Genomic DNA, 14,556 nt, shown 5'->3' on the forward strand with positions numbered 1-14,556 from the left:
GATGCTGGCCAAGCGCATCATCCCCTGCCTGGATGTCGATGCCGGCCGCGTCGTCAAGGGCGTGAACTTTGTCGGCATCCGCGATGCCGGCGACCCGGTGGAGATCGCGCGGCGCTACAACGCGCAGGGCGCGGACGAGATCACCTTTCTCGATATCACGGCCTCCAGTGATGATCGCGACACCATCCTGCATGTGGTCGAGGAGGTCGCGCGCGAGGTCTTTATCCCGCTGACCGTGGGTGGCGGCGTGCGGGCGGTGGAGGATATCCGCCGCCTGCTGAATGCCGGGGCCGACAAGGTCTCGATCAATACCGCCGCCGTGCACCGCCCGGAGCTGGTGCGCGAGGCGGCCGACTGGGTCGGCAGCCAGTGCATCGTGGTGGCGATCGACGCCAAGCGCGTCAGCGCGGAAGGCGAGTCCCCTCGCTGGGAGGTGTTCACCCACGGTGGGCGCCGCGAGACCGATCTGGAAGTCGTCGAGTGGGCGCAGCGGATGGAGTCCCTCGGGGCCGGCGAGATCCTGCTGACCAGCATGGATCGTGATGGCACCCGGATCGGGTTCGATCTGGAACTGACCCGGGCGGTCAGCGATGCGGTGGGTATCCCGGTCATTGCCTCCGGCGGCGTGGGCGAGTTGCAGCACCTGGTCGAGGGCGTGACCGAAGGCCATGCCGACGCAGTGCTGGCGGCCAGCATCTTCCATTTCGGTCAGCACACGGTGGGCGAGGCCAAGGACGCGATGGCCGCGGCAGGTGTGCCCGTACGGCCGAACGACGCTGGGGTGGCCGCCTGATGGCCGGGCGTGCGTCAGATGCCCGGGCGGGTGCCGAACTCCTGAGCGCGCTGGCCGAGGTGATCGAACAGCGGCGCCAGGCCGACCCGGAGCAGTCCTACGTGGCGAAGCTGCACGCCCGGGGGCTCGACGAAATGCTGAAGAAGCTCGGCGAGGAGTCGGCGGAGACCATTATCGCCGGCAAGAACGACGACAGCGACGCGCTGGTGTCGGAGATGGCGGACCTGTGGTTTCATAGCCTGATTGTGCTCGCGGCCCGGGGCCGCCACCCCGACGACGTCCTCGACGAGCTGGCTCGGCGCTTCGGGTTGTCCGGTATCGCGGAAAAGGCCGCGCGCCGGGCCAGTGGGCAGCGCTCTGATAAAAACGATAAATAAAACGCTGCGTATTGATTATGGGCCTGGCGCCGTTCAGGCTTATCCCAAAGTTGAATGATCTTGGAGAGAGTCCATGGGTATTGGTGGCATCAGCATCTGGCAACTTCTTATTATCCTGCTCATCGTCGTGCTGCTGTTCGGCACGAAGAAACTGCGCAACATGGGCGGTGACGTCGGCTCCGCGCTGAAGAACTTCCGTCAGGCGGTCAAGGACCCGGACGGCCAGAACAAGCAGGATGACAACGCGGAAGGCCAGGATGGCGAGACCCCTGAGGTCGAGGACCAGACCGGCGACAAGGGGCGTGTGGTCGACGGCGAGGTGAAGAACAGCTCGGAGCAGGAAACCGAGACCTCGCAGTCGGACAAGAAATCCTGATCCGCGCCCCGCGCGGAACGGCCGGACTCGGGCGGCGCTAGCGCATGTTCGACATCGGTTTCTGGGAGATCATCATCATCGTGCTGGTCGCGCTCCTGGTCGTCGGACCGGAGCGGCTGCCCGGCCTTGCGCGCGAGATCGGCCGCTGGGTGGGCAAGACCCGGCGTTTCGTGCACAGCGTGCGTTCGGATTTCGAGCAGGAACTACAGACCGACGAGCTGCGCAAGATGCTCCAGAGCCAGGAGCGCGAGATCCGTCAGCTCAAGGGCACCATGGAGGAGACCGAGAAGGATCTCCGCGAGGACATCGAGGAAACCGAAAAGGATCTGCGCGAGGACATCGAGGGGAAGCCCGCCGCCCGCAAGGGCCTGACGCAGGACCACCTGAAGGCCCTGGACGACAAGCGCGCTGCAACGGATAAACAGACGAAGAAGCCGGCCGTGCGTGAGCGCCGCCCGGCGGATGCGGACGACGCCCAGGACGAGGCCGATCCCGAGCAGGCTGAAGTGCGTCGGGTGCCGACCCGCTCGGGTATAGACGGCAACCTGATGACCGACGACCCGGCGCTGGAAGCCGAACGCAAGGCACGCGCTGGAGAGGCGGATCGACCCAAGCGCAAGAAGCCGGCTGTGCGCCCGCGTCGCACCGCGAAGTCGGATACCCCCGAGTCCGTGGACCGCCAGGATGCCGCCCCGGACCAGTCAAGCGACTCCACTCACGACGACCAGGCCCCCGACAAGCACTCATGAGCAAGACCAAGCCGGAGGTCGAACCGAGTCCGGAGGCCACCGAAACCCTGCTCACGCACCTGATCGAGCTGCGTGATCGTGTCCTCAGGATGTTCATCGCCATTCTGGTGGTGTTCCTGGTGCTGTTCCCGTTCGCCAACCCGATATACACGTGGCTGGCGGATCCGCTGATGCAGCACCTGCCGGAAGGCACCAGCATGATCGCGATCGACGTCGCCGCGCCGTTCCTGATCCCGTTCAAGCTGGTCCTGCTGTTGGCGGTGGTGATCAGCATCCCGTACCTGCTCTATCAGGTCTGGTCGTTTGTTGCGCCGGGGCTGTACAGCCACGAAAAGAACATGGCCCTTCCGCTGGTGGCCTCGTCCACCATCCTGTTCTACCTCGGGATGGCCTTCGCGTATTTCGTGGTTTTTCCGCTGATCTTCGCCTTCTTCACCGCGACCGCCCCCGAGGGGGTCTCGGTGATGACCGACATCTCGCGCTATCTCTCGTTCGTGATCATGCTGTTCATCGCGTTCGGCATCGCATTCGAGGTGCCGGTGGCGACGATTCTTCTGGTCTCGCTGGGGGCGACCACACCCGACAAGCTGGCCAAGAAGCGCCCCTACGTGATCGTGGGGGTGTTCCTGATCGGCATGGTGCTCACGCCGCCGGATATCATCTCGCAGACGCTGCTGGCCTTGCCGATGTGGCTGCTGTTCGAGATTGGCCTGATCCTCTCGCGCATCATGGAGCGCAAGAAGGCCGAGAAGCGTCGCGCGCAAGGGGGCGATGAGCCCGATGACCTGAGCGATGACTCCGGCGATGGGCCCGACGACCCGGACGGTGGGCCTGGTGGTGGCGGCAAGGGTGCGTCTGGCACCTCTAGCCGCAAGGCCGCAGCCGCCACGGCCACGGCTGGAGCGGCCAGCTCCAGCTCCAGCGCCGGGGCTCGGGAGACCCCGGCCTCCGCGCGCGCGGGCTACACCCCGATGACCGACGAGGAGATGGATGCCGAACTCGACCGCATCGAGGCGGAACAGGCCGAGCTCCAGCGCCAGAAAGAGGCGCGCAAGTCCTCGGAATCGCAGACGGACGAAACTCCAGGCACCGATCTGTCGCAAGATGACACGCCTCAGGAACCTGCCCGTGACGATGCCCGGGCCGACGAGGGGCCCTCGCAGGAAGACTATGACGAGGGGCGTTTTCGCTAGGAAACATTGATCGGTGTTTCCCGGTAGACGCTGACTGTTTCACACGCCAGCGTCTACTGGATCCCCGCGGTGTCCATCTGCGCATTGGAACTTGCTAAAATGCCCGGATAACCCATTGACCCAGGTAATGAACCCGCGATGGCCGACCCGCGTCCGACCCCCCGCCGCCCCGTCCTGCTGATCGTTATGGACGGGGTCGGAGTAAACCCCTCCAAGGTGAACAACGCCTACGCCGAGGCCAACACGCCGCGCCTTGACGAGTACCTGTCTACCCATGCGCATACCACGCTGGATGCCTGTGGCCGCGCCGTTGGCCTGCCGGATGGCCAGATGGGCAACTCCGAGGTGGGCCATTTGACCCTGGGTGCGGGGACCGTGATCAACCAGGATCTGGTGCGCATCGACGACTCCATCGCCGATGGCAGTTTTTACGAGAACGACGCCCTGGTCAGTGCCGCCCGCGCGGCCGCGAATAATGACCTGCCGCTGCACCTGATTGGCCTGGTGTCCGATGGTGGCGTTCATTCGCATATCCGCCACCTGCGCGCGCTGGTCGAGATCTGCCAGCGCGAAGGCGCCCGGCCGATGGTGCACATGATCACCGACGGTCGCGACACGGCCCCGCGTTCCGCGCTCAACTACCTCGACCCGCTGGAAGAGGAGCTGGCCAGCGCCGGCGGCGCCATTGCCACGGTATGCGGTCGTTATTACGCCATGGATCGCGACAAGCGCTGGAGCCGCACCGAAAAGGCCTTCCGCGCGATTGCCTACGCCGAGGGCGAGCCCGCACGGTCGGCGCGCGAGGCCATCGAGGCCGCCTACGCCGCCGGCGAGGACGACGAGTTCATCAATCCCCGCATCATCAACGGCGGTGCCCCGCTCGGGCAGGACGCGGTCTGCGTGCTGTTCAACTTCCGCAACGACCGGCCGCGTCAACTGACGGCCGCGCTGGGTCTGGACGACTTCGACGGCTTTGACCGTGGTGAATTCCGCCCGGTGGCCGAGACCTGTCTGACCGAGTACGACCCGCGCTTCCTGTCGCCGATCGCCTTCCCGCCCGAGCGCCCCTCGACCACCCTGGGGAGCACGATCGCCTCTGCCGGTATCCCGCAGTTCCACTGCGCGGAGACCGAGAAGTACGCCCACGTCACCTTTTTCTTCAATGGCGGGAAGGAAGAGCCCTACGCCGGAGAACAGCGCGTGATGGTGCCCTCGCCGCCAGTGGATACCTACGACGAACAGCCGGAGATGAGCGCGGTTGAGGTGGCCGACGAGACCATCAAAGCCATGGAAGGCGGGCGCTACGGGTTCATCCTGGTGAACTTTGCCAATGGCGACATGGTGGGCCACACGGCCAAGCGCGAGGCCCTGCTCCAGGCGGTCGAGGTGCTGGATCGCGAGGTCGGACGCGTGCTGGATGCCGCGAAGGATGCGGGTTATTCCGTGATCGTGACCGCTGACCACGGCAACTGCGACGAGTACATCGACCCGGTGACCGGCGACCCGCACACCCAGCACACGATCTACCCGGTGATGTGCATGATTACCGACTCGCAGCGCTGGCGTCTGCGTACCGGCGGCGGTCTGGCCGATGTGGCCCCGACGGTGCTGGAATTGATGGGGGTACCCAAGCCCGCCGCAATGGGTGGCTGCAGCCTGTTGCTCGAGGAAGTCCCCGAGCCGGCATGAGGCCGATCATGTATACGCGCTACGACGACATCCCGGCCTATGACACCAAGGACGGCTCCGAAATCCGCGAGCTGATGCACCCGGATTCCCATGGCAATGCGGCCCAGAGCCTCGCCGAGGCAGTGGTCGCCCCGGGTGCGACCACGCACCTGCATCGCCATGCGCAGACCGAGGAGCTCTACCACATCACCCGCGGACGCGGAGAGATGCGGCTCGGGGAGGAGACCTTCGAGGTGACGGTCGGGGATACCGTCTGCATCCACCCCGGCACCCCGCATAACATCCGCAATACCGGGACCGAGCCGCTGCATATCCTGTGTAGTTGCGCGCCACCCTATTCGCACGGCGACACCGAGCTCTTGTAGCCGGGGCTCGGCTTGCTCAGGCGGGGGGCGTCCGTTCCGGGCGGTCCGCCTCCGTATCCTCCTCCAGTATCAGCGTCCGCTCGCTGTCGGATTCCGCTTGCGGGGCTTGCTGTTGGGGTGCCGGGCGCTGCTTCATGCGCGCCTCCAGCGAGTCCGCCATCGCGTTGTAGGCGGCATATACCCGTTCAAAATCATCGCGTCGCCGGGCGCGGATGCGCGTGTCCAGCCGGCCTTGTCCGATCTGATCGAGGGCCCCGCGCAGAGTGTCCAGTGGCGCCTGCAGCCGTCGTGCGAGTACGTAAGCACCCAGCGAAACGGCGAGCAACGTCACCAACGCGAGCAGCGTCAGGGCCAGCAGTGTGGTCTGATTGGCGGCACGCAGCGAGCGGGTCGAGAGGCCCACCTGCAGCCGCCCGATCTCGATCTCCTGAAAGCGCACGGGTGCCTCGAACAGGAACATCTCGCGCCCGTCCGGGTCCTCCAGAGACCAGATCGCCTGGCCCCCGCGACGGGTCAGCAGGTGCTCCTCCGGGGGCGATTCAAATGGGCTGCCAAGCGATGCGCGATCGCTGCTCGCCACCACGCGCCCCTGGTGGTCCGCCACGCTCAATAGCGCGATCTCGCGATTGTCCTGCATGTCCTGCAGCCGCCCCTGTACGGCGATGGTGTCCTCCAGCAGCAGGTCCTCCGCGCTCTCCACCGAGATGATCTGCGCCAGCGTGGACCCGTAGTCGAAGGCCAGGTCCGTGATCACCTCGTTCTGTTTTTTCTGCACCAGGGCGCCGGCGGCTGCCAGCGTGATGGCCACGGTCGCTCCGAGGATTGCCGGCCAGCGCCACCGCAGCGGGATGATCCGCCGTCCGGCGCCGGCGCGTTCGCGTTCCATGCGCTCTTCGTCGATCCGTTGCAGCTCTACTAGCAGCTCTCCGGCTGACTGGTAGCGCTGGTCCGGTTGTTTCTCCAGCAGCCGTTCGACCAGCTCGATCAGCTCCGGGGGGCAATCCCGGACGATCGGGCGCAAGGGCGGTGGCGGGTCGCGCACCACTCGGGTCAGCAGCCCTTCGACCTCGTGTCCGCGAAAGGGTGTCGAGCCGGTGAGCAGTTCATACAGGACGACCCCCACCGAGTAGAGGTCCGCGCGGGCGTCGGTGGACAGGCCACGAATCTGTTCCGGAGCCATGTAGTGGGGCGAGCCGGCGACGTAGCCATCCGAATCGGCCCGCCAGGCAGGATCATTCAGGGTCTGGGCGATGCCGAAGTCCATCACCTTGATGTTCACCGTGGCGCTGGTGACGATGATGTTCTCCGGCTTGATATCGCGATGCACCACACCATTGCGGTGGGCGTAATCGAGCGCCTCGGTCAGCTGGATCGCGATCTTGAGTACGTTGCGCAATAGCAGCGGGCGGAACTGCTCGGCGAAGGCGGCGAGCGTAATCCCGTCCAGCAGTTCCATCGCGATAAACGGGCGGTCCCCGGATTCGCCGACGTCGAAGATCGTCACGATCCCCGGGTGGGTCAGTGTGCCGGCTGCGCGCGCCTCCACCAGAAACCGGCGGCGATACTCGGGCCGGCGTGCGTAGTCATCCTGCAGGCACTTGATCGCAAGTTCGCGGCGAATCTCCGGGTCGAAGCCGCGATAGATTACGGCCATCGCCCCGCGACCGATCTCCTCGCCTACGCCATAGCGACCGATGCGCTGCACGCCGGACGGCTCGTTCAGGTGTTTTCGAGCAGGATGCGCGCGACCGCGGCGAGCACCAGAATCGCCACTGCCACGCCGATCCAGCGCCAGGAGGACCGCCGGACGCCACCGACGGGCACGGCCTCGGAGCCGTCATCCCGGCGCCGGAAGATGAACTCCGCGCGCCCGAAACGGACATGGTCGCCGTCATTCAGCGTGGCCTCGTGCACCTTGCGCTCGTTCACCCAGGTGCCGTTCGTCGAGAGAAGGTTGACCACGCGGCAGGCCCCGCCGTCGTTGACCAGCCAGGCGTGTTGCGACGAGACACTGCCTTCCTGCAGCACGATGTCATTGTCGCCCTGTCGGCCGACGGACTGCTTGCCGGGTTTGAGGGTCAGGCGTTGCTGGCGGAAGGGTTCGGCGACGCCCACCAGGACGGGGTGTCCACCGGGGGGCGTTCGCGACTGCTCTGCGGTGGCTTCCGTCTCGGGCAAAGTCGCGCCCTGGAACAGCATGGTCCCTTGCGGCCCACTACGCTCGCGTTCACTGTCTCGTCCCTGATCGCTCATGCGGCCTCCATTGCGCAGCTGCGGTGTACCGCCCGAGTATGCCTTTCGCCCCAATGGCGAACAATGCACGGTGCCCCGGTCAGGCTGCTATGCTCGGAACCGTTCCCAACCCAACGGACAGGAGTATTCGCATGGAAGCAGAATCGACAGGCAACCCGCAGCTTCGCGAACTGATCGAACCACTGGTGCGCGGCAAGTTCTGGATGCAGCTGATCGGTATCATGCTGGTCATCTCGGGCGTGCTCACTGCCCTGTCCATTGTCGGCATCCTGATTGCCTGGATCCCGATCTGGGCCGGGGTGGTGCTGATGCAGGCGGCGGGCGCCTCGCAGCGCGCCTTCGACAGCGCCGACCCGCTGGAGATCAAGTACGCGCTGAGCCGACTGCGCATCTACTTCACCATCTTCGGCGTGCTGCTGCTGATCTACCTGGCCCTGATGATCGTCGGCATGCTGTTCGGCATTGGCGCTGGCATGATGGGCCTCGGCGCCATGGGCGAACACATGCAGTAACCGCAGGGCCATCTCCCGCCCGGAACGGCTTCCGCAAGCCGGGGTCATAACGGCCGACCCTGGCAAGCAAGGAACAGGATCTTGGATATAGCAAGGCGACTGCGGGGACGGATGGATCCGCTATACGCGGAGGGCGAGGACACACGGCGAGGGTTTGCGGCCTGGCTGCGTGCCACGCGCATTCCGCAGGTGCGCTACATCGCGTTTCTGACCGCTGCGCTATATCTGTTGTATGCCGCCATCGAGCAGACGGTAGCCGTCGATGCGTCGGGCCAGCGGCTGCTGGCCCATGGCTTGCTGGTGCCCGGCATGTTGCTGGCCGTGGCGGCGATGACTTTCCGCGCGTCGCTCCAGCGTCCGATGTGGGCCTTGCTGATTATCGCGCCAGTGGTCGCGAATGCCGCCAACCTCTACCTGAATGCCGGTTCGCCACAGTTTCTGGTGTTCGCCCCCGAGATCTATCTGAGCATCATGTGGACCTTTGCGATCTCGGGCCTGGCCCTGCGTCAGGCCGCACTGGCCGCTACCGGGATCGTGGTGCTGGTCGTGGCGGCCAGTCTCCTCCAGACCCTGGAGACCGGCTTGCTACAGCTGCACCTGCTGTGGGTGCTGGCGGCGTTTTCGTTTGGTTGCCTGAGTGCCTTCGTGCTGGAACGGGCCCTGAAACTTACCTTCCTGCAGCAACGGGAGCTGGCGCATTCGGCGCAGGTCGACGAGCTGACCTCATTGTCGAATCGTGCGCATATCGAGCAGTTGTTCGAGGAGGAGTGTGCGCGCACCGAGCGCTATGGCCAGCCATTTTCTGTGATCCTGATCGACATCGACTACTTCAAGGCCGTGAACGATACCTGGGGCCACAGGACCGGTGACACGGTCCTCAAACAGTTCGCCGAGCTTCTGCGCCAGAACCTGCGCAAGGTGGATGCCATTGGGCGTATTGGCGGCGAGGAATTCTTCGTGCTGCTGCCACAGACCGACGCCGAGCAGGCGCAGGCGGCGGCCCGCGACCTGCAGGCCCGGATCAACGCCTTTGACTTTGACGCCGTCGGGCGGCGCACCGCGAGCTTCGGTGTGACCGAATACCGCCCGGGCGAGCGCCGGGTCGATACCTTCGACCGGGCCGACCAGGCCCTGTACGCGGCCAAGAAGAACGGCCGCAACCGCATCGAGGTGCGTTGAGCCCGGACAAGGGCACAGTAGTGGTTTTCCGACGGCCGCTGGTGTGGCCGGTTAGCGTGTTATCGAGGGCCGAAGTGAAAGCGGACACCGGTGCCGATGAAATTGGAACCGCTGGCATCGCTGACCACACCAAAGACGCCGGAGCGGTGATGGATACGGAGGAAGGCCTCCCATGAACTGTCTCGTGACGCGGACGGCGCGAAGGTGACTTCGGCCATCATGAACGCCTGGGTGCGGCTGGGGCGGCGATCCTCGATGACCGGATCGCCGAAGGCACGCGAGGGGCCGATGCCCCAAGCGGCCGAGGTGTCCACCAGTTGGTCCCAGGGGAAGCGGGTCCAGCGCAGGTTGGCGGCCGCGTTTAGTTCGAAGTGATCCTGCTGACCCCAGTGCCGGGCGACACTGATCTCGCCTTCGAGATGCAGATGGTCACTGAAGCGGTGGAGGCGGCGAGAGATGCCCGCGGCCGCCAGGTGCGAGTCCTGCATCGCGGTCTGGAACTGGAGGATCTCGACGAAGCGGGTGTCGGTCCAGCGAGCGCCATAGGCGAAGACCGAGATGTCTGGCCGCTGCTGTACGGCCGCTCCGTCGTCTCGGGCTGTGGCCGCCCCAATCTGACAGGCGGCCAGCAACGCGGCGAGGGCGCTGGCGCTGCGATAGCGGCTGGCGGTCGCGATGCCGTGGTCCTCCTGGCGGTACTTGTGCCGGGCGCAGTACAACAAGCGTAGACGTCCATTCTGCGCGGGGCGAGCGATCGGTTAGTGGCTCGTCACAGAACCCGCCTCCCCGTCAGCCGATAACGCCGCCATGATCGCCTATTGCGATTGAATCAGCGTGTCCCGGGCTGCCACCCGGGTTTCGTTGTTGGGGCCTCAGGTCTTGCGGTAGATCTCCGCGCCCTTCTCGACGAATTCCACCGCCTTCTCCTGCATGCCCTTCTGCAGGGCCTCGTCAGCGCTGATGCCCTGGGCCGCGGCATAGTCGCGCACGTCCTGGGTGATCTTCATGGAGCAGAAGTTCGGGCCGCACATGGAGCAGAAGTGGGCGACCTTGTGCGCCTCCTTCGGCAGGGTCTCGTCGTGGAATTCGCGCGCGCGCTCCGGGTCCAGTGCCAGGTTGAACTGGTCCTCCCAGCGGAACTCGAAGCGTGCCTTGGACAGGGCGTTGTCCTGCAGCTGCGCGCCGGGGAAGCCCTTGGCCAGGTCGGCGGCGTGGGCGGCGATCTTGTAGGTGATGATGCCGTCGCGCACGTCCTGCTTGTTGGGCAGGCCCAGATGTTCTTTCGGCGTCACGTAGCAGAGCATCGCGGTGCCGTACCAGCCGATGTTGGCCGCGCCGATACCGGAGGTGATGTGGTCGTAGGCCGGGGCGATGTCGGTCACCAGCGGGCCAAGGGTGTAGAACGGCGCCTCGAAGCAGTCCTCCAGCTCCTTGTCGACGTTCTCCTTCACCTTCTGCAGCGGGACGTGGCCGGGGCCCTCGATCATCACCTGCACGTCGTGCGCCCAGGCCTTCTGCGTCAGCTCGCCCAGGGTCTCCAGCTCGCCGAACTGGGCGGCGTCGTTGGCATCGGCCAGGCAGCCGGGGCGCAGGCCGTCCCCCAGCGAGAACGAGACGTCGAAGGCCTTCATGATCTCGCAGATCTCGTCAAAGTGGGTGTAGAGGAAGTTCTCCTGGTGATGCGCCAGGCACCACTTGGCCATGATCGAACCGCCGCGGGAGACGATGCCGGTCACGCGGTCAGCAGTCAGCGGCACGTACTGCAACCGCACGCCGGCGTGGATGGTGAAGTAATCCACGCCCTGCTCGGCCTGCTCGATCAGGGTGTCGCGGAACAGCTCCCAGGTCAGGTCCTCGGGCTTGCCGTCGACCTTCTCCAGCGCCTGGTAGATCGGCACGGTGCCGATCGGTACCGGCGAGTTGCGCAGGATCCACTCGCGGGTCTCGTGGATGTTCTTGCCGGTGGACAGGTCCATCAGGGTGTCGCCGCCCCAGCGCGCGGACCAGACAAGCTTTTCTACCTCCTCCTCGATCGAGGAGGTGACCGCGGAGTTGCCGATGTTGGTGTTCACCTTCACCCGGAAGTTGCGGCCGATGATCATCGGCTCGAGCTCGGGGTGGTTGATGTTGGCGGGGATGATCGCGCGACCGCGGGCAATCTCGTCACGCACGAACTCGGGGGTGATTTCATCCGGGATGGAGGCGCCGAACGACTCGCCGGCGTGCTGGCGCAGCAGCTTCTGGTAGCGCGGGTCGGCGCGCAGCTCCTGCAGGCGGTTGTTCTCGCGGATCGCGACGTACTCCATCTCCGGGGTGATGATGCCCTTCCGGGCGTAGTGCATCTGCGAGACGTTCGCGCCGGCCTGCGCGCGGCGCGGCGGGCGGATGTGCCCGAAGCGCAGGCTGGCCAGTTCCGGATCGGCGGCGCGGGCGCGGCCGTACTCGGAGCTCGGGCCGTCCAGCCACTCGGTGTCCGCGCGTTCGTCGATCCAGGGGCCGCGCAGGTCCGCCAGCCCCCGGTGCAGGTCGATGCTTGCGTCGGGGTCGGTGTAGGGGCCGGAGGTGTCGTAGACCGGGATCGGCGGGTTCTCTTCGGGGGTGCCGGAGGTCATCGTCGGCGTCTGCGCGACCTCGCGATACGGCACGCGGATGTCCGCGCGCGAACCCTCGACGTAACGCTTCTCGGAGTTCGGGAACGGGCGGGTGACCTCCGCGGAGACCTCGGCGGTCTTGCGGGCAAACGACTCGGGGATGGCGCTCATGATCGGACCTCTGCTGACGCGTGGGGCGAAGGGAGCGCGGGCAGGGCGATCGCGGGGGCAGGAACCCCAGGTACAGCAGACCGTTGACCGAGCTTCCCTCCGCCGGTGTTAACCGGTTCAGGTTCAAGGGGACTCTCTCAGCCCGACATGTGGTACGGGCACCCCCAGCTCTGGGCCACGATTGTAGCGCACGCGGCACACATTCGCCTGCAGGCGACAGGGTATCGAGGGTTGTTTTGCGGTACATTGCGCCTTTGTGACATTCTTCGCGCCGCCATGAGCCCCAAGAACTTCGTCTTCGAACTGTTTGGCCGTTCGCCGGTGCGCCCCCTGCAGGCGCACATGGAGAAGGTGCGCGCCTGCATCGCCGAGCTCCCGCCGTTCATCGAGGCCATGGCCCGGGACGACTGGGACACCGCGCGCGTTCAGCAGAAGAAGATCGTCAAGCTCGAGCACGAAGCCGACCGCCTGAAGAAGGACCTGCGGCTGCACCTGCCCAAGGGCATGATGCTGGCGATGTCGCGCCGCGACGTGCTCGACACCCTGCTGATCCAGGACCGCATCGCAAACATGGCCAAGGACATCGCGGGGCTGATGCTGGGCCGCCAGATGCAGTTCCCGGCCAATATGCAGGGTCCATTGCAGCGCTTTCTGGATCGCAGTGTGGATGCGGTCAATCAGGCCGGGCGCGCGGTCAACGAGCTGGACGAGCTGGTCGAGGCGGGCTTTCGCGGACACGAGGTCGAGGTGGTCAACGACATCCTGACCGAGCTGGACCAGATCGAGCACGAATCCGACGAGGCCCAGCGCGAGGTACGCGAGATCCTGTTTGCCCAGGAGGCGGAGCTGCCCCCGGTGAACGTGATCTTCATGTATCGCGTGATTGATTCCATAGGCGAGCTGGCCGATCTGGCCCAGCGCGTGGGCAGCCGCCTGCAGCTGATGCTGGCCAAGTAACCACTCGCACCACGTACCGAGGACCGCATGGAATACGGCACCCTGTTGCTCGGCCTTGCAGTCATCTTCGGGCTCTTCATGGCCTGGGGTATTGGCGCCAACGATGTCGCCAACGCAATGGGTACCTCGGTCGGCTCGCGGGCCCTCAACATTCGCCAGGCGGTCTTTGTGGCCGCGGTGTTCGTGTTTGCCGGGGCGTGGCTGGCGGGCGGCGAGGTGACGCAGACCATCCGCAGCGGGATGGTGGACTCGGCACTGCTCGCGGACAGTCCTTCGCTGCTGGTCTACGGCATGCTCGCGGCGCTGGCGGCGGCGGGCACCTGGCTATTGACCGCTTCCTATTTCGGCTGGCCGGTCTCCACCACGCACTCCATCATCGGCGCGATCATCGGCTTTGCGGTGGTGGGCCTCGGATTTGAAGTGGTGCGCTGGGAGCGCGTCGGGACCATCGCGATCTCCTGGGTGCTGTCCCCGATGATCGGCGGGATGATCGCCTTCGCGCTGTTCCGCAGCATCCAGTTGCTGATCCTCGACACCGTCGACCCGCTGAAGAACGCCAAGCGCTGGGCGCCGCTGTATATCTTTCTGACGGCCTTCGTGACCGCGCTGGTCACGATGTTCAAGGGGCTGACGCACGTCGGGCTGGACCTCACTACCGCCCAGGCCTACAGCTTCGCCGTACTGATCAGCGTGGCGGTGGTGGTGGTCGGACTCTTCGCGATCCGGCGCCTGCGTTTCGAGGAGGCCTCCTTGCAAGCCCACGGCTCGCACTTCAGCGATGTCGAGAAGGTCTTCGGCGTGATGATGGTCGTCACCGGTTGTGCGATGGCCTTCGCGCTGGGCTCCAACGATGTCGCGAACGCGGTCGGGCCGCTGGCCGCGGTGGTGGACGTGATCCAGACTGGCGAGGTGGACCCGGAGACCGTGGTGCCGATGTGGGTCCTGCTGCTGGGCGGCTTCGGGATCGTGTTCGGGCTGTTTACCTATGGCCACAAGGTGATCGCCACGGTCGGCACCGGCATCACCCAGCTGACGCCCAGCCGCGGTTACGCGGCCACCGCGGCGGCGGCTGCGACCGTCGTACTGGCCTCCGGTACCGGGCTGCCAATCTCCACCACCCATACGCTGGTGGGGGCGATCCTGGGTGTCGGCATGGCGCGCGGGATCGCCGCGATCGACCTGCGCCTGGTGCGCATGATCTTCATGTCCTGGATCGTGACCCTGCCGGCCGGGGCGATCCTGGCCATCGTGTTCTTCTTCATTCTGCGCGGGTTGCTCGGTTAGCTGCAGAGGCGGCAAGCCCTGGCCCTAATAAAGCGGCCCCCCTAACAAGAAAGGCCCGTCTCGCTGG

The 14,556-nt window shown here is 65.7% G+C and carries 15 protein-coding genes and 1 riboswitch; of the genes, 11 read left to right on the plus strand and 4 right to left on the minus strand.

Annotation, left to right across the window (positions count from 1 at the left end; translation table 11 throughout):
- The first annotated feature begins 1 nt into the window (after nt 1).
- The 7 genes from hisF to TK90_RS00640 all read left to right on the plus strand — a co-directional run bounded on the left by hisF (nt 2) and on the right by TK90_RS00640 (nt 5,542).
- Nucleotides 2-793: an imidazole glycerol phosphate synthase subunit HisF gene (hisF, locus tag TK90_RS00610; RefSeq protein WP_012981543.1), complete on the plus strand. Its 792-nt coding sequence runs from the start codon at nt 2-4 to the stop codon at nt 791-793.
- Nucleotides 793-1,170 (plus strand): phosphoribosyl-ATP diphosphatase, encoded by a 378-nt coding sequence (locus tag TK90_RS00615; RefSeq protein WP_012981544.1) that lies wholly within the window; start codon nt 793-795, stop codon nt 1,168-1,170. The genes hisF and TK90_RS00615 overlap by 1 nt, the downstream gene beginning before the upstream one ends.
- Before the next feature lie 73 nt (nt 1,171-1,243).
- The gene (tatA, locus tag TK90_RS00620; protein ID WP_012981545.1) at nt 1,244-1,546 is read left to right on the plus strand and encodes a twin-arginine translocase TatA/TatE family subunit; all 303 of its coding nucleotides are present in this window, start codon (nt 1,244-1,246) and stop codon (nt 1,544-1,546) included.
- Between the two features lie 44 nt (nt 1,547-1,590).
- On the plus strand, nt 1,591-2,295 hold the full coding sequence (gene tatB, locus TK90_RS00625) for a Sec-independent protein translocase protein TatB (RefSeq protein WP_012981546.1): 705 nt from the start codon (nt 1,591-1,593) through the stop codon (nt 2,293-2,295).
- Entirely contained in the window at nt 2,292-3,488 is a 1,197-nt protein-coding gene (gene tatC, locus TK90_RS00630; protein ID WP_012981547.1) for a twin-arginine translocase subunit TatC, read from the plus strand. The genes tatB and tatC overlap by 4 nt, the downstream gene beginning before the upstream one ends.
- A gap of 138 nt (nt 3,489-3,626) precedes the next feature.
- On the plus strand, nt 3,627-5,177 hold the full coding sequence (gpmI, locus tag TK90_RS00635) for a 2,3-bisphosphoglycerate-independent phosphoglycerate mutase (RefSeq protein ID WP_012981548.1): 1,551 nt from the start codon (nt 3,627-3,629) through the stop codon (nt 5,175-5,177).
- Nucleotides 5,178-5,185: 8 nt separating this feature from the next.
- A complete protein-coding gene (locus tag TK90_RS00640; RefSeq protein ID WP_012981549.1) occupies nt 5,186-5,542 on the plus strand; it encodes a cupin domain-containing protein in 357 nt (118 codons plus the stop codon).
- A 16-nt stretch (nt 5,543-5,558) separates the two neighbouring features.
- On the opposite strand, the gene TK90_RS00645 is transcribed toward TK90_RS00640, so the two are convergent.
- Complete coding sequence (locus TK90_RS00645) at nt 5,559-7,247, minus strand: serine/threonine-protein kinase (RefSeq protein WP_012981550.1); 1,689 nt, start codon at nt 7,245-7,247, stop codon at nt 5,559-5,561.
- A gap of 14 nt (nt 7,248-7,261) precedes the next feature.
- The gene (locus TK90_RS00650; RefSeq protein ID WP_012981551.1) at nt 7,262-7,795 is read right to left on the minus strand and encodes an FHA domain-containing protein; all 534 of its coding nucleotides are present in this window, start codon (nt 7,793-7,795) and stop codon (nt 7,262-7,264) included.
- A 131-nt stretch (nt 7,796-7,926) separates the two neighbouring features.
- On the opposite strand from TK90_RS00650, the gene TK90_RS00655 reads away from it, so the two are divergent.
- A complete protein-coding gene (locus TK90_RS00655; protein ID WP_012981552.1) occupies nt 7,927-8,307 on the plus strand; it encodes a DUF5362 family protein in 381 nt (126 codons plus the stop codon).
- Nucleotides 8,308-8,418: 111 nt separating this feature from the next.
- Complete coding sequence (locus TK90_RS00660) at nt 8,419-9,486, plus strand: diguanylate cyclase (protein ID WP_012981553.1); 1,068 nt, start codon at nt 8,419-8,421, stop codon at nt 9,484-9,486.
- Between the two features lie 59 nt (nt 9,487-9,545).
- On the opposite strand, the gene TK90_RS00665 is transcribed toward TK90_RS00660, so the two are convergent.
- Nucleotides 9,546-10,205 (minus strand): hypothetical protein, encoded by a 660-nt coding sequence (locus TK90_RS00665; protein WP_028490869.1) that lies wholly within the window; start codon nt 10,203-10,205, stop codon nt 9,546-9,548.
- Nucleotides 10,206-10,358: 153 nt separating this feature from the next.
- Nucleotides 10,359-12,248, minus strand: a complete 1,890-nt coding sequence (thiC, locus tag TK90_RS00670) for a phosphomethylpyrimidine synthase ThiC (RefSeq protein ID WP_012981555.1) — start codon at nt 12,246-12,248, stop codon at nt 10,359-10,361.
- Between the two features lie 77 nt (nt 12,249-12,325).
- A riboswitch (TPP riboswitch) is annotated at nt 12,326-12,424 on the minus strand.
- A 100-nt stretch (nt 12,425-12,524) separates the two neighbouring features.
- Between thiC and TK90_RS00675 the strand changes: the two genes are divergently transcribed.
- Nucleotides 12,525-13,205 (plus strand): TIGR00153 family protein, encoded by a 681-nt coding sequence (locus TK90_RS00675; RefSeq protein WP_012981556.1) that lies wholly within the window; start codon nt 12,525-12,527, stop codon nt 13,203-13,205.
- A 27-nt stretch (nt 13,206-13,232) separates the two neighbouring features.
- Nucleotides 13,233-14,489 carry an inorganic phosphate transporter gene (locus TK90_RS00680; RefSeq protein ID WP_012981557.1) on the plus strand — a complete coding sequence of 419 codons (1,257 nt, stop codon included), beginning with the start codon at nt 13,233-13,235 and terminating at the stop codon, nt 14,487-14,489.
- Nucleotides 14,490-14,556 lie beyond the last annotated feature (67 nt).

This window comes from Thioalkalivibrio sp. K90mix (genome assembly GCF_000025545.1).
Taxonomy (GTDB): Bacteria; Pseudomonadota; Gammaproteobacteria; order Ectothiorhodospirales; family Ectothiorhodospiraceae; genus Thioalkalivibrio.

Bases quoted from the DNA above. Each gene is read 5' to 3' on its own strand.
- hisF (WP_012981543.1), top strand. From the start codon at position 2: ATGCTGGCCAAGCGCATCATCCCCTGCCTGGATGTCGATGCCGGCCGC.
- TK90_RS00615 (WP_012981544.1), top strand. From the start codon at position 793: ATGGCCGGGCGTGCGTCAGATGCCCGGGCGGGTGCCGAACTCCTGAGC.
- tatA (WP_012981545.1), top strand. From the start codon at position 1,244: ATGGGTATTGGTGGCATCAGCATCTGGCAACTTCTTATTATCCTGCTC.
- tatB (WP_012981546.1), top strand. From the start codon at position 1,591: ATGTTCGACATCGGTTTCTGGGAGATCATCATCATCGTGCTGGTCGCG.
- tatC (WP_012981547.1), top strand. From the start codon at position 2,292: ATGAGCAAGACCAAGCCGGAGGTCGAACCGAGTCCGGAGGCCACCGAA.
- gpmI (WP_012981548.1), top strand. From the start codon at position 3,627: ATGGCCGACCCGCGTCCGACCCCCCGCCGCCCCGTCCTGCTGATCGTT.
- TK90_RS00640 (WP_012981549.1), top strand. From the start codon at position 5,186: ATGTATACGCGCTACGACGACATCCCGGCCTATGACACCAAGGACGGC.
- TK90_RS00650 (WP_012981551.1), bottom strand. From the start codon at position 7,795: ATGAGCGATCAGGGACGAGACAGTGAACGCGAGCGTAGTGGGCCGCAA.
- TK90_RS00655 (WP_012981552.1), top strand. From the start codon at position 7,927: ATGGAAGCAGAATCGACAGGCAACCCGCAGCTTCGCGAACTGATCGAA.
- TK90_RS00660 (WP_012981553.1), top strand. From the start codon at position 8,419: ATGGATCCGCTATACGCGGAGGGCGAGGACACACGGCGAGGGTTTGCG.
- thiC (WP_012981555.1), bottom strand. From the start codon at position 12,248: ATGAGCGCCATCCCCGAGTCGTTTGCCCGCAAGACCGCCGAGGTCTCC.
- TK90_RS00675 (WP_012981556.1), top strand. From the start codon at position 12,525: ATGAGCCCCAAGAACTTCGTCTTCGAACTGTTTGGCCGTTCGCCGGTG.
- TK90_RS00680 (WP_012981557.1), top strand. From the start codon at position 13,233: ATGGAATACGGCACCCTGTTGCTCGGCCTTGCAGTCATCTTCGGGCTC.